We start from the raw sequence: 19,056 nt of genomic DNA, 5'->3' as shown, positions 1-19,056 counted from the left end.
CTCCCGAACTTACTAAAACAGGCTGCAAACCCGCGTTACTTTGGGTAAGGTGATAATTATTTCCTGATTTATCAGACCATAATGAAGATGTGAAACCGTCGTCGGCTTTTACCCATAATCCTAAGTCCGCAGCTACTCCGCCCGGTGATTGTCCGGAAACCCGGATGGAACAAATAAGCAGGATTATAAGGAATAATTTAAATTCTCTCATTTATTGTTTATTTAAAAATTGTGTATATAGATGTCAGAATGCTCTTTTTAATAATTTGAACATTCCCCGGAAAGGAGCTGGGAAAAATTTCCCAGCAGCTATATATTTATTAAGACATTTGTGTATGAATCAGGCAGGTTTCAGATAACTGAAAAACTTTACATTGCTTGCAGTTATTACCTTTATTTTTTTCGGGAGCAATATTAATTACAAACTGCTGTTTCTGCAAAAAAACAGATTCTCACATCTACTTTTTACCTTACTTAGATCTACTCAAATTAATATCAAATTGAAATTCAATTCGTTACTAAAACGAATTAATCATATACAAATTAAGGTCTGTTTCTGATGAAAGGTTAAACTTTCTGCGGATCCTATACTTTTTATTCTCTACAGCGCGGATTGTTGAGTTGGTTGCAACGGCAATATCTTTAGTGCTTAAGTTTAATTTTAATAATGCGCAAAGTTCCAGTTCTGTGGAAATAAGGTTCGGACATTTCTGTAGGATATTATCAAAATAGTCAGGAAACTGAGATTTAAAATAGGTTAAAAACAAAGAGTTTTGACTTATTGCCAAATCAAAAAGATCATTGGAGAAATCTATTTTATCTGTTTTCTTCACTAAATCATTTATTTTTTCTTTTTCGATATAGTATTTAATGATCATTTTTTCCTTTCTGTGAATAAAATACATCCCTATAAAGGTGCATAACACTATTTCGATAGCCTTGTAAACTCTCACATACCACTGTTTTGTTTCAGACAGATCCTGATGAAGGGAAGGCAGTATGGAATAATCGGTAACAATATTTATCAAAAAGAAGGTCATATAAGTACCAACAAGTATAAAAATAAGATATCTTTCTTTATGGGAATCGAAAAAAAATGCTACCGCTATTGTTAATGATACATAACTTAAATAATTCATAACATCCTTTCCGCTTACTATATCACAATAGAAAACAACCAATCCCAAAAACATAAAAAGTATCATCAATAAATACTTATTGAATCGTATCCTGTCTGACCAAAATATTGTACATAGCATGAAAGCTCCCATTCCGAGGAAAACTGCCGCATAAACAGGCTGTTCAAGATAAACCAGATTCAATAAAAAATTGCAGACCAAAATAAATACAAGAACGAGCGTATACACATCAAACAGAAGGCTTTTCTCATATTCCATTTCATTATTTGCCAGATGCCTTTTTTTTATTACGTAAGAAGAAATGTAATTAAACATTATGGTCACAATTAGAATTTGCCTTTAAATTTTGATCCTTAGCAGGTTTTTAGCTTTAATCCGGCTTTTATTATGCTTAAATTAAAGTATGTCATCAACTGTTTATTTGATTTTTTTAATAAACACTCTTATAAAATTTGAAGATGTAGAATTTCTTAGCAGTATATTATTGAAGAATTTATTTTAAAATGATTTATGAGTTTTATATCCGGTTATATAGTGTTTTTCAGAGGGCAAAATTAAATTATTGCAGCATGCAAAATGAAGACATGATGTAAGAAATTCAGATTATATTACCTGAAAACAGGGATATAATGGCAAAACCCGACATTCTGCTATATGTAAAATTGACTAAAATAAAAGCCTGCAATTTTTAAATTGCAGGCTTTAAAAGCTTTTCACTATTAAGAAAATCATTTTGTGCAGTATTATTCAGATCCGTTATAATCAAGTTTCCAAAACTTTCCTGTAATCGACTGTTTTAATTCCAAATGCCAGATTATATTTCATACCAGTTTTGCAATAAGCTCTTCAATAGGGGTTAGTATTTGCTGTTCATATTCGCATGCATTCTTTTGGGAAGCTGTACCTCTTCCAAATCCCGGGCTGATCTTATAGTTTTTCAGGAACTGTTTTTGTTTGATTCCCATAGCATAATACCAATCATTCCCAATATTATTTACAAAAATAACCACCTCATCCAGCTGCATAATCTGTTTCCTATGAAATAATAAATTGTCTCTATAAACTGCATTTTCATAGTGGTTAAATTCATACCTTATATTGATGCGGAAAACAAAATCTCTTATTCCATGAATAAAAAAATAAACAATAATTCCGATGCAAAGCAGCCTTCCACCCTCTCCCAACTGTTTGTAGAACAATGCCCAGACAATTGCGGTTACTACGATAGTGGCAACAAACCAAATAAGACTGGAAGCCATTCCCCTGTTAGGTTCCAGTGAAACACTGCCATCCCTGATTTCTACTTTCAATTTATCTTTTATATTCATCACCCAATATCTCGTCAATATCATTTAATATACTTTGAATGGGCCTTGTAAAAAGTCTCTGGGCAATTCTCACTTCTTTTTGTTTACCTTTTTTACTATAATTTGCAATTAATGACACATTAATCGTCAAAACTCCCCAATGCTTTATTTTATGAATGGTAAATCCCTGCAAATCAGTGATGGGAATCGTTCTTGAGCCTCCAAGAAGTCCTATTTTGATTCTTATTTCTTTTTTATCCATATCAATAATACAATAGCTTACTGCAAGAGACAAAATCAATACAATGGCAAGTCCCAGCATCCACCATTTGAAACTGGATTCAGGAGCTTTTACAAATCCTATCCCAGAAAGAACCAGAATGAAGCTGCATAAAGCTATATTAAAACCTTTTGAAGATGTTAGCCTGTACTCGTTTCCGGTTCTTTTAAAATTTTTTAATTCACTCATTCTTTACTATTTAAGATCTGGTCCAACTCATTGGAAAGTTCCTGCATTTTCTTTTTTCCAAAAGAGCTCCCTATAAGATGTTTACCTTCCTTACTGTTATTATCAGTAGTTTTTACATATAAATAAGCACCAAGCGGAATTCGGGAAAAGCTTAATGTTTCAAGCTCAAATCCTAATATCTGATTAAAATCAAATGTATCCTGGTATATCCCTCTTCTCGGTACATCTACCTTAAGGATCTTACCGTAAGGGTAAACTCTTGTTTTTGATGGTTTCATAATCAGCAAAACAATGACTGAAGCAGAAATGATAATAACAGCAATTCCTGTTTTTGTATAATCGCTGTATTTCAGGACTGCGAGCCCAATCAGGAACCAGATGCAGAGTATAAGATGATGAAAGGAAAAAAACTGCTTTATTTTATAAGTTTCTCCCTCCGGAATAAGATATCTGAATGTTTTCATGGTTATTAAATTTCTAATTGTTGACGAATGAACGGAAGTACTTCCTCTTCAAATATTAAAGCTGTTTTCTGCCTGTTCAGAAAAGGACTGATCTGGTAGGATTTACCATAGGGATTCTGCTTACTCGCAACTGCATAATAAGCCTTCCCGTTCAGCGTATTAGAGATAATAGCAGCTTCATTTTTCCGAAAAATGTTACATTTATAAAACTTTCCTATATGAAAGGTAATCTCAGCATCTGGCCCTTGAGAAATAATAATCTTCTGCTGTACAACGGCAATTTTGTGAATCAGACCAGGTAATCCCAAACAGAATCCTATAGCTAAAGGCATCTGCCAGAAATCATTGAACCTGATAAAAAGAAAAATTCCGAGGACTAAAAATAACAATGCAGAGATCAGCACAAGATTATTCGTTTTGCTATACACACGATTGGGAGTCAACACCAGATTGCTGCCGCTCTGGTACATCATCTGCTCTTTCATTTTCTTCCTATTATTTTTTCCGTTTCCAGCAGCAGCTGTTCCATATGCTTTGTATTCATAAAACTCTGCCCCAAAAGAATATGTTCAGGTTTTCCATTTTTTTCTATTATAGCAAGCGCAGATGATATCAGTACCAAAACATAAATTCTATTGTTAATACTTAAATTTTGAACGTCTGCAAACTGAACAGTTTGTGTTCCGGATAATAAACCTGATTTCTGAATCAAAACCTTAGTGTTCATATCTATATGCAGGCTGTTGAACATTCTATTAATAAATCCAAACCCGAATACTGCCGTGATTCCGGTTACTATATACCCCTCAATACCAGGATATCTGATAAAAAACCAGCCTCCTATACCGAACAGAATACCTGCAAACAGTAGATACTGCAGCTTCCGGTCTGCTCTTTTATAAACTTTAGAACTTATCTCCTGATAATATTTATACTCATTCATGTTATTGTAGATTTATCTGTTCCTGTTGTATAATAACAGACCTGTTATCAATAAAATGGCAGCAACAATAATCAGCGGCCAAATACCGTAGGTAAACAGCCAGACTGTTTCTTTAGCCGGTCCTAATTTCATGATGAAGGTCAAAAGCGAACCTATAATGATAAGGATGACTCCCATTGCTTTTTTCATTTTTCTAATTTTAAATTCTTTTATTTATTTTATCTCAGATTTTATCCGATGAAGGAAAATTTATCCTCAAACATTTTTCCTATTACCGGTAATGGCTTCTGGACTTCATTGGCAGCATTGATAATACCAATGACCAGCATTACAAAGAAAATCAAACCGATGAAACTTAAAAAAGACAAACCAGGTACAATACTTACCAAAACACCCAGTATAATATTGAACAGAATAGCCACGATTATAAGCCCGAATGATTGTTTAAGATGGTATTTTAAAAGGCTGTCTGCTTTTTCTTTACCACTGAAATAAGCAATCAGCCATCCGATAATGGTAATGTAGGATACAATTGAAAGAGTTTTGTTGTTCATAATAGTAAAAGTTTTTAAGATTATTATTCTGTAAAAATCGACAGGACAAAAGTGCTCAGCTATATCTGATAATCCTATTCTTTTACAACTACAAAACTTATACATCAGCAAAAGCAACATACTACAGAATGTCTACAACAAAATATAATAGATTAAAAATCAAATAAATACAAATAAAACATCAGGTTAAAAATTTGTTACTATTATTTTTAATGACTACAGATTTCTGTACATTTGGATATGAAAAAAATCCCTCTACTTCTCTTTTTCATTCTTTTCTCGATTGGTATCCAGGCACAGAAAAATTTCCCCGACAGCTTGCGTCAGGTCTTGGCATCCAATCCGGCACCTGAACGGGCAATTGATATCCAGCAACAACTGGCAGACTGGTACCGTGCTGCTGAACGCTACCCAGAAGCTATACAGATGGCCGAACTCAGTCTGAGAAACAGTAAGAAGATTTCAGCGGACAATCTGGGTACCGTAAAGGCCTATTGGATACTGTCAAATATTTTCACCAATACGGAAGAATTTGATAAATCAAAAGAATATATTGATAAGGCCTATATTTCTGCAAAAAAACAGGAAAACACTTTGGCTCTCGCCTATGCCCATTATGCATCAGCAGTGCTCCGGAATACTCTTTTTGATAGTGAAACTACCTTAAAATACCTCAATCTCGCCCTCTCCAATATTCCAGATCAGGAAAAAGAACCATTGCTTACAGCACGCATATATTATTTTTTCTATGGCATCTATACCGAATGGAATGATGAGCAAAAGTCTCTGGAATACATCCGTAAATCATTGCTATTCGCTCAAAAATCTTCCAATAAAAATATGTTGGCCAACGTCTATTCTGCAATATCAGTAGTATATACTTTCCGGTACGAAAAAACAAAGCAGAAAAAATATTTAGACAGTATTATGCAGCCGTTGGATAAGGCTATCAATCTGTTTCACAAATATCCCGGACAGGTTATGAATAACACATACTCTCATTGTCTGAACAATAAAGCCAGTTATTATCTCAAATATTACGATCCTAATGATCCGGTTATTAAGCAAAAGATGCGTAACGATATAAAGGAAGCGCTGCGTGCAACCCCCTCAGGAAATGATGAAGTGATTTCCAACAGTTATGGCATGCTGAGCGAATTGAGTATGATGGAAAACGATCTTCCGACTGCTGAAAAATATCTTACAATAGCCTACGAACAGATGGCAAAAAGGAAAAAGCCTTATTATCACACTCTCATCAATGTACTTACTTCTTTAGTAAGTCTGAATACAAAGAAAGGAGATTACCAACAGGCATTTAAATACCAGCAGAAAATATCGGAATACAGCAGCCTGCTTTTTGACGAACAGTCTGCAGCTGTTACAAAAAGACTGGAAGCCCAGTTTGAATTTGGCAAAAAAGAAAAGGAAATAGAAGCATTACAGGATAAAGCAGCCGGCCAGAAAAAGCAGCAGTATCTTCTGATAGCTTTAATAGCTATTGGTGGTCTGGGCGCCGTTTTTATGTTCCGGTCCTATCATTTCAATCTCCGGTATTCTTTAGCCAGAGAGAAACAGCTTACCGCTGAAAAGAATGAAGCGGCTATACAGATAAAATATGAAAAGGAGGAACAGGCACGCTTGAAAGCGGAACAGGAACTTCTGGCACTTCAACAGCAAAAACTGCAGAACGAAGTGATGGCCAACCAGCTTCATCTGCAGCATAAAAATGATGTATTGCTGCAGCTTAAAGAGAAACTTTCTAACCAGGAATCCGTTAACATACAACAGATCATCAGGGAAGAAACTCTTACCGATAATGATTTTGAAAAGGCAAAATTCCATATCCAGGAAATGCACCCCGATTTTTTCAATAATCTGAACAAACAGGCAAAGCAAAAACTGACGTCTTTGGATCTTAAATACTGCGCGTATCTTTACCTGGGAATGGATACCAAAATGATCGCCAATTTGCTGAATGTAGAGCCTAAAAGTGTCCGGATGACAAAATACCGCCTTAAACAAAAATTTGATCTGGACAGTGAAACCGATCTTGTTAACTATATTAAAGAAATAGGATAACCCATAAGCATCTGAGTATGAAAGAAAAGCAATGATTATATACTTTTCATCAGACAAGCTAAACAATTATTCAGCTGCCATTAACAGGAATTAATTTCTATTTTTGCAATAAGACAGTATTAAATTTTGCGAAATAAAATTCCGGTACACCATAATGAATTACAGGCAAGAGGGATTGAACTTCTTCCTTTTTCAGAATTATCCGATGCTCCTAAAATCCCGCATCGGGATGATCACTATATGCTCATGCTCCAGCATTCAGGAACTTCTGTATGGACAATAGACTTTAAAGAATATCAACTGGAAGAAACCTGTCTTTGTTTTGTAGCTCCCGGTCAGGTGCATCAGTATGCAGGAAGCAAAAATACCGGAGGATGGCTGGTCTTTGTTGAATCAGAGCTTGTTCCCAGTGAATACAGGATCATGTTGGATACCTTTATGTATCATCATCAGATTGTACATGCAGCAAAAGATCATTCTGTTTTTACATTAGCCGATATTTTATCCGGGTTTATCGCAGAGAATAAGTCCCGGTTTTACCAATCTATACTTCAATCTTCCACTTCCGCTTTAATGGGAATGTTTACAACTGCCTTCATACCGGAATATAAGAGTGATATCCAGCTAAGCAGTCATAAATACCAGCTCATTACAGCTTTTAAAGAACTTATCAAACAGCATTTCAAACAGATAAAACAGGTAAAGGATTATGCGGCACAGTTGAATATTACACCTTTATATTTGAATGAGACAGTAAAAGACATAACAGGTTTTGTTGCCAGCTATTGGATTCAGAAAGAAATATTGCTGGAAGCCCAGAGATTACTTTTTTATACTGATATGGACATTAAAGAGATTGCTTTTGCTCTGGGATATGAAGATCACACCTATTTTTCAAGGTTCTTTAAAAAGAATATAGGAATCACCGCCAGTGAATTCCGGAAGAACAACCATTATTTGTCCAATTATCACCATTAAAATACAGCCGTTACCTTGCCGGCAGGTTTCTAATTTTGCATCTGTAAAACTCAATAATTGAGCAGTATTTTTAATTATACAACAGATATGAATCAGGAATCTAAAAATTTCACAAGGACAATAAGTCCAATTATTATTTCCGTATTTGCCATCTATCTCTGCGTAGGGGTTACTTTAGGTACCATTCCTTCGCTGGTAAAAAATGAACTGCATTACAGCAGTTTAATTGTCGGCGCAGTGATAGGCATACAATTTATAGCCACATTACTGACCAGAGCCTATGCTGGAAAAATTGCAGATACCAAAGGAGCAAAAACAGGAAATCACCGCGGAGTTATCATGGCAATGTTTACAGGCTTAATCTATCTGGCAAGCGTACTTTTACAAGATAACCATTTACTGGCTTTGGGTACTCTGTTTCTGGCAAGAATCTTCCATGGAATATCCGAGAGTCTTGCTATAACCGGAGCGTTGACCTGGGGAATCGGCCTGGTCGGTCATCAAAAATCAGGGAAAGTGATGACCTGGAATGGTATTGCCATGTATGCAGGTATTGCTTTGGGAGCTCCGATGGCCATGTACTTGCAGTCTGCATTAGGAATCAGTTATGTATTTATCGTAATGGTTATTTTATCGGCATTAAGCTGGCTTTGTACAATCAGGCTGCCTAATTTACCGGTTGATACTGCGCACCAGCGTACTCCATTTTATAAAGTGATCAGAAAGATTTCAGATCAGGGACTGGCTTTGGCATTTTCTTCCATCGGATTTGCTTGTATTTCATCTTTTATTGCTTTGTTTTTCACAGAAAAAAGCTGGATTCATCCTTCCTTAGCCTTTCTAACTTTTGGAGGATTTTACATTCTCACAAGAATTTTCTTTTCTTCATTCCCTGATAAATATGGCGGCTATAAAGTAGCGGTAGTATCTTTTATCATCGAAATCACAGGCCAGCTGCTTATTAGTTTTTCCACTTCTGAAACGATGGCAATTGTGGGATGCAGTTTAACAGGCATAGGATTTTCACTGGTTTTTCCGGCATTGGGGGTTTTGGCCATTCAAAAAGTAAGTCCTAAGATGAGAGGAACTGCATTGGGTGCTTACGCTGCTTTTTTTGATGTTTCTTTAGGATTGGCAGGACCAATTGCCGGAATTATTGCCGGAAGGTATGGATACCAGTCTATTTATTTTTTCGGAGCAGTGAGTGCTGTACTGTCAATCATTATTTTAACCGTTAAAAACAAAAAATAAGTTCCGGAACTTAAAAAAAAGCCTGCAATTTTTTTGAATTGCAGGCTTTTACTTTTTATATGTTCAAAAAACACAGGCTTTATTTCAGATTCCTGGAATGTAATTCTTTTTCCAGTGTCTGGCTATTTTTCTTCCATTTGTTAGCTGCATAAAGTGCAAAAAGTACAGGAAGAAACGTGAAAAGTCCAAGACCATATTTTATAGTACCGTAAATGGCTATACCAATCAGTACTCCTAAAATGACCGCATTGATGATTTCCTCAGATTTACTTTTTTTTCTTTTCTCTAATAATTCCTGATCGGTTAATTCATTTAACTCTTTTTCCATACCTTGTTTAATTTTTTTGATTACTGGTTTTTTAGTTTTATAGCTGTACCATTCTACTAATGGCTAAATTACAAAAAAGACAATATAAACTATATTGACTCTCGTTAGTCTTCCGACCTTTTTGAATATTTCCTGAATTCCAGCGAAGTGCAAATTATATTAATTACATCAAAATATTATTCTGTGCCTGTACGGGCAGTGGCAATTCTTTTTCTCCGAACATTTCTTTCAAATCGATTTCAATATTTCTGCTTATCTGCGTGATTGGGACATCATTGGCACTGCCTTCAAACGGATTTTCAGTACTTTCTCCTATCTGTTCCAGTACCAGAAATACCCAGCCTAAAAGAATACTGAACGGGATCGTGAGCCAGATAATATGATCAGTAAACTTATCTGCAAGTTTAGAAAATTCACCAAGAAAACCCAAAGGGAGCAAAAAACAGAAAGCATTGGTAAAAAATAAATTGATACTCGAAAACTGCCGCGGATACGGAAAGTTTTTGATCCGCTCACATCTGCCCTGCTGATCATATAAATCTTTCAGCTGATTTTCCAGGGTAACAAAATAAAAATCGTTGATAACGCCCCCAATATTCAACCTTTTCAGGTGGTCAGACTGCAAAGCCAATAACTGTGCTGCACGGTTTTTTGTCGTTAAGATATATTGCCGTTCATCTTCATCCAGAAATTTTTTCAACTCTTCATCCAGACTGTTTTCCCATTCCGGAACTGTGTAATATTTTAAATACTGTTTATTATAAGTTTTCGTTTTTACATTTTCCCAACTTTTGACTTCCCTCAGCTGAAACCTGAGTGCAGTAAGCCACGCAAAATGCCGGTTGATAATCTGCTTTTGAATTTCCAGTTCTTTTCCGGGATCGCTGGTTCTGAAAAAATCCTTAATCATGATTCCCAGGCTGCGGCTGCTGTTGATAATGCTGCCATAAACCTGTCTTGCTTCCCAGGTACGGTTATAGGTCTGTGTATTTTTAAACCCGGAAATAAATGCAGTAGCCGTTCCCAGCAGTGCAACAGGGACCCAGGGAATCGCCAGCCATTTAAAATCAAGAAAGTAAAAAAGTGATGTAGGAGTAATACTGAGTAAAAACATTTTGTAAATTTTGGATTGTGTCCAGGGAATAAAATGTTTCAGTTTATAATGACTCGAGATATTCATAATTTATATAGTCGGTTTTTATAATTCACTAAAAAACCATTAAGGGATTGAGTATATTTAATCCCTTAATGGTTTATAAAATTTAAATCCTATCCGAAAACACTTAGGTTTTTGGCAATGTCTTTTCCTGCATAAGGAGGAAATACATCCAGCTCAAGATCAGGATTACCCAGCAGTAAAGATTTTCTGTTACTTAAAGCATTAAACCCTGCTTTCCCGTAATATTTCCCGATTCCTGAATACCCTACTCCGCCAAACGGAAGACTGTCTATCCAGCAGTGAAGATTCGTCTGGTTTACGCAGCCTCCGCCAAAAGAAACCGCATTCAGGAAATAATCAATATTAGCCTGGTTTTTACTGAAAATATAAGCTGCCAATGACTTTGGTTTACGCTTAATGATATTGGTGATTTCTTTCAGATCCGAATACACCATTACCGGAAGAACAGGCCCGAAAACTTCCTGCTGCAATGCCGGATCATCCCAGGTACTCGGGTATAAAACCGTAGGTTCCACATAGCGGTCTTTAATATCGTAACGGCCGCCGATAACCACCTTTTCAGGAACAATATAGGAAGCTACACGTTCTGCGTCATGCTCACTGATCATACGTGCAAAATCCGGACTCTGCTGCGGATCATCGCCATACATTTTGCGGATGGATACTTTCAGTCTTTCAATAAAATCATCGGCAATACTTTCGTGTACATAAATGTATCCCGGTGCAATACACCACTGTCCTGAGATAGCATTGTGCCCCCATGCAATCCTGTCTACGGCAATATCAAGGTTTGCGGTTTCATCTACCACTGTCGGATTCTGACCTCCCAGCTCCAGCAGAACAGGGGTAAGGTTTTCCGCGGCGGCTTTCATTACAACTTTACCAACTGCCGAACTTCCGGTGAAGAAAATAAAATCGAAAGGTAACTTAAGCAATTCTGTAATTTCATCTCTTCCGCCCGTAACCACTGATACTGCTTCAGGCTCAAAATATTTCGGAATAAGTTCCTCGAATAATTTTGCAATGGTAGGTGTTGTATTGGCTGGCTTCAGTATGACCGTATTTCCTGCTGATAATGCCGCTAATGCAGGACAAAGCAACAATAATACGGGTGCGTTGAATGGCCCGATAACCAAAGTCACTCCATAAGGTTCTTTATAGATTACCCCTCTGTTTCCTGTTGCCTCCAGACCATGAGGAATTTCTACCGGCTCAGGTTCCATTAATGATTTCAGGGTTTCCTTGTAAGATTTTACAACGCCAAGCGGAACTGTAATCTCAAATAACTGTTCAAACGGGGGTTTTCCGAAATCCTTATTTAAAGCAGCACAAAATGCATCCTGGTTTTCTGTAAGGAATTTTTCCATTCTGTTAAGCTGGTCCATACGCCACTCGTAAGTTTTGGTGGTGTCACTGAAATAAAGTTCTTTTTGTGAATCGAAGATATTCTGATAAGTATTCATAATTTGAATTTTTTTAGATTGATTTATTTTAATGAAATTGATTTATGCCTGTCCTATTTCCAACAGATAGATTTTCCCTTCGCTGTTGATATGAAATTTAAAATAGGTTCTGAAATTCCCCCAGGTATCACTGTGAAACTGTCCGTAGACAGATTGGCCATTGTCTTCTACAAGATCGATACTTGTAAAACGTTCATGTCCTATGGCACTGGTCGAAAATTTTCTGAAATCACGCGGATTTCCATCATCCAGAAGCTTTGCATCCGGTGTAAAAAAAGAAAGCCATAATTGCGAATCTCCTTTTTGCCATGCTTCAAAGGCTTCTTTTGCGGTATTGTTGGTTATTTTATTGGTATCCATCATTACTATTTTTTGTTGAGATTTGTTTTTACTGGTTTGGGCACACCCCATAAGGCTCCACATTAAGAGCAGGCTCATAAAGAATTTTAATTTTTTCATCGGTAAAATATTTGCCGGTAAATTCAGGGAGGATCAGGCCATACCACCATTTACCCCAATATTCTGTGCATTGATCCATTTGGCCTCATCACTTGCCAGAAATACAACTAATTGAGCAATATCATTAGTTTCGCCAATTCTTCCGAAAGGATTCAATGATGCAAGTCTGCTGATCTCTTCCTGCGATTTGCCGTTAACGAATAAGGCGGTATTAGTAGGTCCGGGAGATACTGAATTAACGTTAATACCACGGTGTCCTATTTCTTTTGCAAAAACCCGGGTCAACTGTTCAACTGCAGATTTGGTGGCAACATATATTCCGTATCCCGGAAGCATCAAACGGTTAACGGAAGAGGAAAAATTAATAACACTTCCATTGTCTGAAAGTCTTGTTGCCGCCTCACGAAGGGTATTGAAAACACCTTTTACATTGATATCAAACTGACGGGTAAAGTCTTCATCTGTAGAGTCTTTAATCGTTTTGTTAATCATAATCCCTGCATTATTGACCAGCAGATCGATTTTTCCGTAATGGGCAATAGCCTGATCAAACAGGGATTTTACATCAGCAGGATTACTTACATCCGCTTGCAGGGCAACAGCATCTCCGCCATCATTTTTAATTGCGACTACCGTATTGTCTGCATCGGCTTTACCTCCGGCATAGTTGATGATTATTTTTGCTCCGGCTTTTGCCATCATTTTGGCAACCTCAGCCCCGATGCCTTTTGAAGAGCCGGTAATAAGAGCTACTTTTCCTGATAGATTATTCATTCTTTTTGTTTTTTTTAAGTTGATAATTTTATATCACAAATGTAGAAGGAACGAATGCACCGGATATTGCAAACAATACAGCATTGTTTGCAAATTTTAAATATTACGGATGAAGAGGATTATTTGCAGGTATCCAGCTCTTTTCTGTACTGGACAGGAGTGATTCCAGTATGTTTTTTAAAATAATTGCTGAAATGTGCTGCTTCGGAAAATCCCAGCTGGTAAGTAATTTCTTTTATAGATACGGAAGTATTCTGCAGTAGAGATTTGGCTTCGGATATTGTTTTCTCTACGATCCAGGTGGCAATAGGTTTGCCTGTTTTACTCTTAATGACGTTACTCAGATAATTGGGATGAAGGTGTTGGGCATCAGCATAATCCTGTACCCGGAACACTTTATCTGCTTTTCCGGAGCTTAAATCCCTGTAATGATTTTCCAGCAATTGTTTGAAGGATTTTACGATCTGAGAACTCCGGCTTCCTTCCTGCAACGGGTTATAATCTATCCAGAAATATTCTTTTATCCTGTAAAGCAGAACTGCCAGAAAATGCCCTATCACTTTATATCTGAATGATGACTGGCTTTTATATTCCTGCAAAATCTGAAGATAGATTTTTTCCGCTATACCATAGAATTCAGCGGTTACTTCTTTAGGCTGAATAGTCTCCGTGAGCAGGAACGGAAAGTATGAGAATATATCTTTTCCGACATATTTTTTCAGAAATGTTTCATCAAATGTTATGAGATAAATTTCTTCAATGGACTGCCAGCTGAATGTTCTGTAGTTACTGGGATTGGTAAAATATATAGACTGCTGCTTTATATCGAATGTATGTTCATTGACTGTATATTTTCCCGTCCCGTTTTTTACAAAGAGGAAAGAGAAGAAATCAGGACGGTAAGACGGAGACTGATAAGGCATTGTAAGCCCTATATCCTTCATATTATGTATGGTAAATCCTTCTGAGGGGTCAATCAGGTCTAAACGTAAGTCCAGCAGTTTATATAAATCATACAGTGATTTTACTTCCGGGTTGTCATTATTCTTTTTAATATCCATCAATTTATTTGGTGTCTTTTATTTTCTGATTTTTTTCAATTACGGTTTGTTGTATAAAACTGCTTTTCTAGTATGCAAATATTTTTTTAAAATACATCATAAAATCTTTATTGTACCTGCTGTCACACATATGGCCCTCACCGGGATAGACAGTATACTGCTTTGGAGATTTTATATTGTTATAAGCGGCAAATCCAACATGCGCAGGGCAATCATCATCAAATAAAGCTGTCGCAAAATAAACAGGACAGCTAATCCAATACGCAAATCCTTTTACATTAAGCAGATCCTGAACATGCATGGCCTGCTCTATGGTATATTCATTTTTATAGTATTTCAGAAAGTTTTGAATTTCCGTTTTACAAACCTGACGAAGTTCTACAAAATCTCTTATATCACTTGGGAAAGGATCAAAGTAGGCACAGGCTGCAATTTTTCCTTTGCACAAACCTGCTGTTGCAAGAGCCAGCCCACCTCCCTGACTGCCTCCCATTACTCCAATTCTCGTGGTGTCTACTTCCGGCCTGCTTAATAAAAATTCCACGGCTCTTACACAATCCATGTAAATTCCACGATACGCATTTTCTTCTTCACTGTACAGCTTATACCCCCATATCCCGGGGCCATGTTTTTCTGCATCAAATTGTTCTTTGCTCATTCCATGACCTCGTACACATAAGGCCAGTTCAATTACATTGTCTTCATTTTTAAGGAAATCATCCTGGTTTTCAAAACCATATCCATAACCTGGTAAGTGTAAAACAGCAGCAGTTTTTGTGGCATTTTTAGGGACAAAATAATATCCCATTACAGTAATGCCGCCAATGGATTTCATTTCTACAATGTATCCATCCTTCTTTGCTGTACTCAGCTTTTCTTCCCTGTGAACTTTAAATTCGGGCTTCACCTGCTGTAAATCCTTTAAAGCTTTATCCCAAAATTTCTTAAACCCTGTTATTGTATCAGTTTCACACTTTATTTTTTCAGGAGATATTCCCATCCACTGTACGGTTCCTGTGTACCCTTCATCTTTTAAAGTGGCAAAACATTCATAAAATCCCGGGACTGTAATTTCTTTTGCCAGGTTAAGCTGAAGAAGGCTGTCCTTTGCTTTTACGGCATATGATTTTTTAAAGACCGTTTTATGAAAGTCATTTTTCACCATAAGATCTATCCTGCCATTTTTAAGAGCATGATATTTTATCAACAAGGGTTTCGAATCGTTTGTATAAATATGATTGGCGGGCGGAATTTCTATTTCTATCCTCGATTTACTGTTGATGATTTTAGGAGTCAGTACACAGGAGTTATGACTGACACCGCCGGTATAGGAAAGATTGGAAGCATAAATTTCAATTCTGTTTTTTCCTTTTTTCAGAAGACTTGCCGAAACAGGAAATGAGAAGGTTTTGTTCCGGTCTCCCCAAAATTGATTAGACAGGTTTTCTGCAATTAATTTTTTATTGATATAGATAGCTTTAATATCACACTGTAATCCTGTGGTTAAAATAAAATCGTTTGCTAAATATTTTTCAGGTACCGTAAAATCATTTGTTAAGGTACATTTCCCGTTCTGATAAAAGTAGCCCTGCCGCTCCCACGAGGATAATAAATTTACATCTTTCCACGAACCGGTATCAAAGGATACTGAACTAAATACTGTTCTATCAAAACTAATCTTCCATTCAAGTGGAAGCAGGTTTTGTGCGGCTGTCATATGAAAAAACAATACAAACCATAATGTCACCAAGATTTTAGTTATATAATTTAAATTTAAAATGGTAATAAGCTTGTTTTGCATCTTTTCTTTTTAGTTGTGTTTATCTTTTAGCAATAGTTTACCCACTGTTTGAGCAAACACATACCAAGGCTAATATTCATATTACATCAGAAATGTTGACACTTTTCCTCATTTACAATCCATATTCGCCATAATTCGCAGCTAAACTAAATAAAAAACACTTACAATAGAGTTTTTCCTTTAAGATTCTATAAATGGGATCTTATAATTTTCAAAAATAAACATAAAGTTTATAAGAGATTGAAAGTATGAGTAAAACCTGATTATGAATTAAGTCTTGCAGTAACAGAAAGCTGAGTATAGAGTGTAATAATTAACGGATAGTTTGAAGTATTCTATCAAAATGCATAAAAAAAGGAGACGTTAAATAAACGTCTCCCTAGCGGAGAGTGAGGGATTCGAACCCCCGGACCTGTTACAGTCAACAGTTTTCAAGACTGCCGCAATCGACCACTCTGCCAACTCTCCTGAATAACGGCTGTACCGTTGTTTTCAGTGGTGCAAATATAGAAGGATTTTACAGTTCTGCAAAACTTTTACAAGAGAAATTTTAACAAAGCTTAATAATAGACTTAAAATCAGGGGAATTATTTTTGGAATACTTTAGTCTTCCCTGTCTACTATAGCAATGAAACTGTTTTTTAAAAGATCTGACGGATACACAAACTGATCTCCGTTTTCTCCCTTCACAACAATTGCTCCCTGTTCATCGTTCAAGCATTTGTCCAATTGGCTTTTCATGTCATTTAATTTTCCATCTTGAACATCAATTGTATAGGTTCCTGTGATGTGTTTAATTTTTATAACTTTTCTTTCCATTTCTATTTTTTAGAATTGGGACTTAATTTAAGCTTTTTACTCTAATTATGTTTGAAATAAAGAAATGAATGTTAAATCAAAGCTTCGTCAATAAACTATCTATCAAGATTTAAGAAAAATATTTTTTAAGTACAATAATTGCAAGTGCTAATACTACTGTAGTTATTTTAAGTAATATCACAAGTATTTTGTCAGATAAACATAAATAATCACTATTGAAATAAAGTATTAACATAACCAAAACCAACCAAACAGAAACTATCAACATAACCCATTTTGAAAGCCTTTTACGCTCTTTTGTATCTTCTAAATATCTTTGCATTTCTACAATTTTCGATAGTTGGGACATTTTCTCCTCTTCAATCTTCCTTTTTCTTTTTCCCATATTTGTATATTTTTAATTATTAGTCAAAAATAATTATCCATTTTCCTAGTGTTGGCGAGTATAAATTTATTTCTGGAAATATTATTTAATTTGTCTTTTACATAAAAATTAAAAAATCCATACAAATTTAAATTCGTTAATGTTACAACTTAATGAGAATGAATCTCAAGATTAATAATATACATAGAAAAATATTTTACCCTGCAGGCGGGCGGTTCCAGCAAAGGAATAGCTTGTTGTTTTTTAAAGCAAAGTTTTATTATAGTTACCGTATATTGTAAGAAAGCTAAGAAGCAATTAACTTTGTTGATTAGATGAAGCAAATATACAGAGTTCGGGCTCAAACTTTGTTTGAGCCCGAACTCTGTAAAGAAAAAAGGCGTGCCCATTGGCACGCCTTGTATATTAATAAGCTGGATATTAATGTAATTCAGCCAGATATTTCTCTGCATCCATAGCCGCCATACATCCGCTTCCCGCAGCTGTAATCGCCTGTCTGTAGATATGATCCTGAACATCTCCTGCAGCAAATACCCCTGGAAGATTGGTTCTTGTAGATCCTTTTTCTGTAACAATATATCCGTTCTCATCAAGATCTATTTGTCCTGTGAAAATATCTGTATTTGGTTTGTGTCCGATAGCGATGAAGATCCCTTCAACGTCAACTGTAGACTTTTCCTGAGTCTGGTTGTTGATGATCACAGCTCTTTCTACAAGACTGTTTTCTCCTTCAATCCCGATCAGCTCATGATTGAATTTCACTTCAATATTCGGAGTATTCTCTACTCTGTGGATCATTGCTTTAGAAGCTCTGAAAACGTCTTTTCTTACCAACATGGTTACTTTTTTGGTAAGTTTTGCAAGATAAGTAGCTTCTTCAGCTGCTGTATCTCCCGCTCCTACTACCACAACGTCTTTTCCTCTGTAGAAGAATCCGTCGCATGTAGCACATGCCGAAACACCGCCTCCTGCATATTTCTTTTCGTCATCAAGGCCAAGATATTTTGCTGTAGCTCCTGTAGAAATAATTACAGTTTTTGCCAGAATCTCTTTATTTCCAGCATATAATTTGTGAACACCTCCATTTTCCTTAGAGAATTCAGCTTTGGTGATCATTTCGTAATGAACTTTGGTATCGAATCTTTCTGCCTGCTTCTGCAGATCCATCATCATTTCAGGCCCTGTAATCCCTGCCGGATATCCCGGAAAGTTATCCACCTCCGTAGTTGTTGTTAATTGTCCGCCCGGCTCCAAGCCTGTATACAGTTCAGGTTTTAGGTCTGCTCTTGCTGCATAAATTGCCGCTGTAAAACCAGAAGGTCCGGATCCAACGATCACACAATCTAAAATGTTTTGCTCCATAAATTTGCTTATTCAAAAAGATTTTTATTCTCTGCGCTAATTTCGCAATTTTTAATGTTTTATTAAAGTATTTTTAATGATACTTGTCAATATCAGATATGTGAAATGTCGATAAATGGTTTCGGGCTGCAGGATATGGGTTCTGTGGTCTGAAAAACTCCGCAAATCCTGAAATAAAATCTTTCGATCAAAGATAAAATCACTTCTTTTATTTTTAATTCTTCTCTTTTCATTTTT

Annotated in this window: 23 protein-coding genes and 1 tRNA gene; 3 read left to right on the top strand and 21 right to left on the bottom strand. The window is 36.2% G+C overall.

Going from position 1 to position 19,056, the window contains the following annotated elements; genetic code table 11:
- The 9 genes from ACQWU4_RS16975 to ACQWU4_RS16935 all read right to left on the bottom strand — a co-directional run.
- A partial coding sequence (locus ACQWU4_RS16975) for a hypothetical protein (RefSeq protein ID WP_429936946.1) occupies nucleotides 1-211 on the bottom strand: 211 nt, incomplete at its 3' end.
- A gap of 307 nt (nucleotides 212-518) precedes the next feature.
- Entirely contained in the window at nucleotides 519-1,454 is a 936-nt protein-coding gene (locus ACQWU4_RS16970; RefSeq protein WP_429936945.1) for a helix-turn-helix transcriptional regulator, read from the bottom strand.
- 506 nt (nucleotides 1,455-1,960) lie between these two features.
- Nucleotides 1,961-2,491, bottom strand: a complete 531-nt coding sequence (locus ACQWU4_RS16965) for a hypothetical protein (RefSeq protein WP_429936944.1) — start codon at nucleotides 2,489-2,491, stop codon at nucleotides 1,961-1,963.
- A complete protein-coding gene (locus tag ACQWU4_RS16960; protein WP_429936943.1) occupies nucleotides 2,451-2,915 on the bottom strand; it encodes a hypothetical protein in 465 nt (154 codons plus the stop codon). The genes ACQWU4_RS16965 and ACQWU4_RS16960 overlap by 41 nt, the downstream gene beginning before the upstream one ends.
- Nucleotides 2,912-3,379 (bottom strand): hypothetical protein, encoded by a 468-nt coding sequence (locus tag ACQWU4_RS16955; RefSeq protein WP_429936942.1) that lies wholly within the window; start codon nucleotides 3,377-3,379, stop codon nucleotides 2,912-2,914. Before ACQWU4_RS16955 ends, ACQWU4_RS16960 begins: the two co-directional genes overlap by 4 nt.
- Before the next feature lie 5 nt (nucleotides 3,380-3,384).
- Nucleotides 3,385-3,864 (bottom strand): hypothetical protein, encoded by a 480-nt coding sequence (locus tag ACQWU4_RS16950; RefSeq protein WP_429936941.1) that lies wholly within the window; start codon nucleotides 3,862-3,864, stop codon nucleotides 3,385-3,387.
- Nucleotides 3,861-4,322 (bottom strand): hypothetical protein, encoded by a 462-nt coding sequence (locus ACQWU4_RS16945; RefSeq protein ID WP_429936940.1) that lies wholly within the window; start codon nucleotides 4,320-4,322, stop codon nucleotides 3,861-3,863. Before ACQWU4_RS16945 ends, ACQWU4_RS16950 begins: the two co-directional genes overlap by 4 nt.
- Before the next feature lie 12 nt (nucleotides 4,323-4,334).
- Nucleotides 4,335-4,511, bottom strand: coding sequence for a hypothetical protein (locus ACQWU4_RS16940; protein ID WP_429936939.1), 177 nt, complete (start codon nucleotides 4,509-4,511; stop codon nucleotides 4,335-4,337).
- Between the two features lie 41 nt (nucleotides 4,512-4,552).
- Nucleotides 4,553-4,876 (bottom strand): DUF4870 domain-containing protein, encoded by a 324-nt coding sequence (locus ACQWU4_RS16935; protein WP_429936938.1) that lies wholly within the window; start codon nucleotides 4,874-4,876, stop codon nucleotides 4,553-4,555.
- 240 nt (nucleotides 4,877-5,116) lie between these two features.
- Between ACQWU4_RS16935 and ACQWU4_RS16930 the strand changes: the two genes are divergently transcribed.
- The 3 genes from ACQWU4_RS16930 to ACQWU4_RS16920 all read left to right on the top strand — a co-directional run bounded on the left by ACQWU4_RS16930 (nucleotide 5,117) and on the right by ACQWU4_RS16920 (nucleotide 9,187).
- Nucleotides 5,117-6,958, top strand: a complete 1,842-nt coding sequence (locus tag ACQWU4_RS16930; RefSeq protein WP_429936937.1) for a hypothetical protein — start codon at nucleotides 5,117-5,119, stop codon at nucleotides 6,956-6,958.
- A 126-nt stretch (nucleotides 6,959-7,084) separates the two neighbouring features.
- Nucleotides 7,085-7,936 (top strand): helix-turn-helix domain-containing protein, encoded by an 852-nt coding sequence (locus ACQWU4_RS16925; protein WP_429936936.1) that lies wholly within the window; start codon nucleotides 7,085-7,087, stop codon nucleotides 7,934-7,936.
- A gap of 57 nt (nucleotides 7,937-7,993) precedes the next feature.
- Complete coding sequence (locus tag ACQWU4_RS16920; RefSeq protein WP_429936935.1) at nucleotides 7,994-9,187, top strand: MFS transporter; 1,194 nt, start codon at nucleotides 7,994-7,996, stop codon at nucleotides 9,185-9,187.
- A 79-nt stretch (nucleotides 9,188-9,266) separates the two neighbouring features.
- On the opposite strand, the gene ACQWU4_RS16915 is transcribed toward ACQWU4_RS16920, so the two are convergent.
- The 12 genes from ACQWU4_RS16915 to ACQWU4_RS16860 all read right to left on the bottom strand — a co-directional run bounded on the left by ACQWU4_RS16915 (nucleotide 9,267) and on the right by ACQWU4_RS16860 (nucleotide 19,052).
- Nucleotides 9,267-9,515 carry an FUSC family protein gene (locus ACQWU4_RS16915; protein ID WP_429936934.1) on the bottom strand — a complete coding sequence of 83 codons (249 nt, stop codon included), beginning with the start codon at nucleotides 9,513-9,515 and terminating at the stop codon, nucleotides 9,267-9,269.
- Nucleotides 9,516-9,678: 163 nt separating this feature from the next.
- Nucleotides 9,679-10,629 carry a bestrophin family protein gene (locus ACQWU4_RS16910; RefSeq protein WP_429936933.1) on the bottom strand — a complete coding sequence of 317 codons (951 nt, stop codon included), beginning with the start codon at nucleotides 10,627-10,629 and terminating at the stop codon, nucleotides 9,679-9,681.
- Nucleotides 10,630-10,784: 155 nt separating this feature from the next.
- A complete protein-coding gene (locus tag ACQWU4_RS16905; protein ID WP_429936932.1) occupies nucleotides 10,785-12,158 on the bottom strand; it encodes an aldehyde dehydrogenase family protein in 1,374 nt (457 codons plus the stop codon).
- Nucleotides 12,159-12,200: 42 nt separating this feature from the next.
- Nucleotides 12,201-12,617, bottom strand: a complete 417-nt coding sequence (locus ACQWU4_RS16900) for a nuclear transport factor 2 family protein (protein WP_429936931.1) — start codon at nucleotides 12,615-12,617, stop codon at nucleotides 12,201-12,203.
- 33 nt (nucleotides 12,618-12,650) lie between these two features.
- The gene (locus ACQWU4_RS16895; RefSeq protein WP_429936930.1) at nucleotides 12,651-13,391 is read right to left on the bottom strand and encodes an SDR family oxidoreductase; all 741 of its coding nucleotides are present in this window, start codon (nucleotides 13,389-13,391) and stop codon (nucleotides 12,651-12,653) included.
- Nucleotides 13,392-13,510: 119 nt separating this feature from the next.
- Nucleotides 13,511-14,452 carry an AraC family transcriptional regulator gene (locus tag ACQWU4_RS16890; protein WP_429936929.1) on the bottom strand — a complete coding sequence of 314 codons (942 nt, stop codon included), beginning with the start codon at nucleotides 14,450-14,452 and terminating at the stop codon, nucleotides 13,511-13,513.
- Nucleotides 14,453-14,519: 67 nt separating this feature from the next.
- A complete protein-coding gene (locus tag ACQWU4_RS16885; RefSeq protein ID WP_429936928.1) occupies nucleotides 14,520-16,253 on the bottom strand; it encodes an acetylxylan esterase in 1,734 nt (577 codons plus the stop codon).
- 383 nt (nucleotides 16,254-16,636) lie between these two features.
- Nucleotides 16,637-16,721: transfer RNA gene (locus ACQWU4_RS16880), tRNA-Ser, on the bottom strand.
- 135 nt (nucleotides 16,722-16,856) lie between these two features.
- Nucleotides 16,857-17,072 (bottom strand): glyceraldehyde-3-phosphate dehydrogenase, encoded by a 216-nt coding sequence (locus ACQWU4_RS16875; protein ID WP_429936927.1) that lies wholly within the window; start codon nucleotides 17,070-17,072, stop codon nucleotides 16,857-16,859.
- Nucleotides 17,073-17,181: 109 nt separating this feature from the next.
- Complete coding sequence (locus tag ACQWU4_RS16870; RefSeq protein ID WP_429936926.1) at nucleotides 17,182-17,457, bottom strand: hypothetical protein; 276 nt, start codon at nucleotides 17,455-17,457, stop codon at nucleotides 17,182-17,184.
- Between the two features lie 420 nt (nucleotides 17,458-17,877).
- The gene (gene trxB / locus ACQWU4_RS16865) at nucleotides 17,878-18,819 is read right to left on the bottom strand and encodes a thioredoxin-disulfide reductase (protein WP_429936925.1); all 942 of its coding nucleotides are present in this window, start codon (nucleotides 18,817-18,819) and stop codon (nucleotides 17,878-17,880) included.
- A gap of 92 nt (nucleotides 18,820-18,911) precedes the next feature.
- A complete protein-coding gene (locus ACQWU4_RS16860; protein WP_429936924.1) occupies nucleotides 18,912-19,052 on the bottom strand; it encodes a hypothetical protein in 141 nt (46 codons plus the stop codon).
- Nucleotides 19,053-19,056 lie beyond the last annotated feature (4 nt).

It is taken from the genome of Chryseobacterium sp. MIQD13, from assembly GCF_050496705.1.
Classification (GTDB): domain Bacteria; phylum Bacteroidota; class Bacteroidia; order Flavobacteriales; family Weeksellaceae; genus Chryseobacterium.
This window is presented reverse-complemented; position numbering and strand designations above follow the sequence as displayed.

Coding starts and splice junctions, on each gene's coding strand:
- ACQWU4_RS16935 (WP_429936938.1), bottom strand. CDS start 4,876: ATGAACAACAAAACTCTTTCAATTGTATCCTACATTACCATTATCGGA.
- ACQWU4_RS16940 (WP_429936939.1), bottom strand. CDS start 4,511: ATGAAAAAAGCAATGGGAGTCATCCTTATCATTATAGGTTCGCTTTTG.
- ACQWU4_RS16900 (WP_429936931.1), bottom strand. CDS start 12,617: ATGAAAAAATTAAAATTCTTTATGAGCCTGCTCTTAATGTGGAGCCTT.
- ACQWU4_RS16955 (WP_429936942.1), bottom strand. CDS start 3,379: ATGAAAACATTCAGATATCTTATTCCGGAGGGAGAAACTTATAAAATA.
- ACQWU4_RS16905 (WP_429936932.1), bottom strand. CDS start 12,158: ATGAATACTTATCAGAATATCTTCGATTCACAAAAAGAACTTTATTTC.
- ACQWU4_RS16910 (WP_429936933.1), bottom strand. CDS start 10,629: ATGTTTTTACTCAGTATTACTCCTACATCACTTTTTTACTTTCTTGAT.
- ACQWU4_RS16860 (WP_429936924.1), bottom strand. CDS start 19,052: ATGAAAAGAGAAGAATTAAAAATAAAAGAAGTGATTTTATCTTTGATC.
- ACQWU4_RS16930 (WP_429936937.1), top strand. CDS start 5,117: ATGAAAAAAATCCCTCTACTTCTCTTTTTCATTCTTTTCTCGATTGGT.
- ACQWU4_RS16950 (WP_429936941.1), bottom strand. CDS start 3,864: ATGAAAGAGCAGATGATGTACCAGAGCGGCAGCAATCTGGTGTTGACT.
- ACQWU4_RS16970 (WP_429936945.1), bottom strand. CDS start 1,454: ATGTTTAATTACATTTCTTCTTACGTAATAAAAAAAAGGCATCTGGCA.
- ACQWU4_RS16965 (WP_429936944.1), bottom strand. CDS start 2,491: ATGATATTGACGAGATATTGGGTGATGAATATAAAAGATAAATTGAAA.
- ACQWU4_RS16870 (WP_429936926.1), bottom strand. CDS start 17,457: ATGGGAAAAAGAAAAAGGAAGATTGAAGAGGAGAAAATGTCCCAACTA.
- ACQWU4_RS16895 (WP_429936930.1), bottom strand. CDS start 13,391: ATGAATAATCTATCAGGAAAAGTAGCTCTTATTACCGGCTCTTCAAAA.
- ACQWU4_RS16960 (WP_429936943.1), bottom strand. CDS start 2,915: ATGAGTGAATTAAAAAATTTTAAAAGAACCGGAAACGAGTACAGGCTA.
- ACQWU4_RS16890 (WP_429936929.1), bottom strand. CDS start 14,452: ATGGATATTAAAAAGAATAATGACAACCCGGAAGTAAAATCACTGTAT.
- ACQWU4_RS16875 (WP_429936927.1), bottom strand. CDS start 17,072: ATGGAAAGAAAAGTTATAAAAATTAAACACATCACAGGAACCTATACA.
- trxB (WP_429936925.1), bottom strand. CDS start 18,819: ATGGAGCAAAACATTTTAGATTGTGTGATCGTTGGATCCGGACCTTCT.
- ACQWU4_RS16915 (WP_429936934.1), bottom strand. CDS start 9,515: ATGGAAAAAGAGTTAAATGAATTAACCGATCAGGAATTATTAGAGAAA.
- ACQWU4_RS16945 (WP_429936940.1), bottom strand. CDS start 4,322: ATGAATGAGTATAAATATTATCAGGAGATAAGTTCTAAAGTTTATAAA.
- ACQWU4_RS16885 (WP_429936928.1), bottom strand. CDS start 16,253: ATGCAAAACAAGCTTATTACCATTTTAAATTTAAATTATATAACTAAA.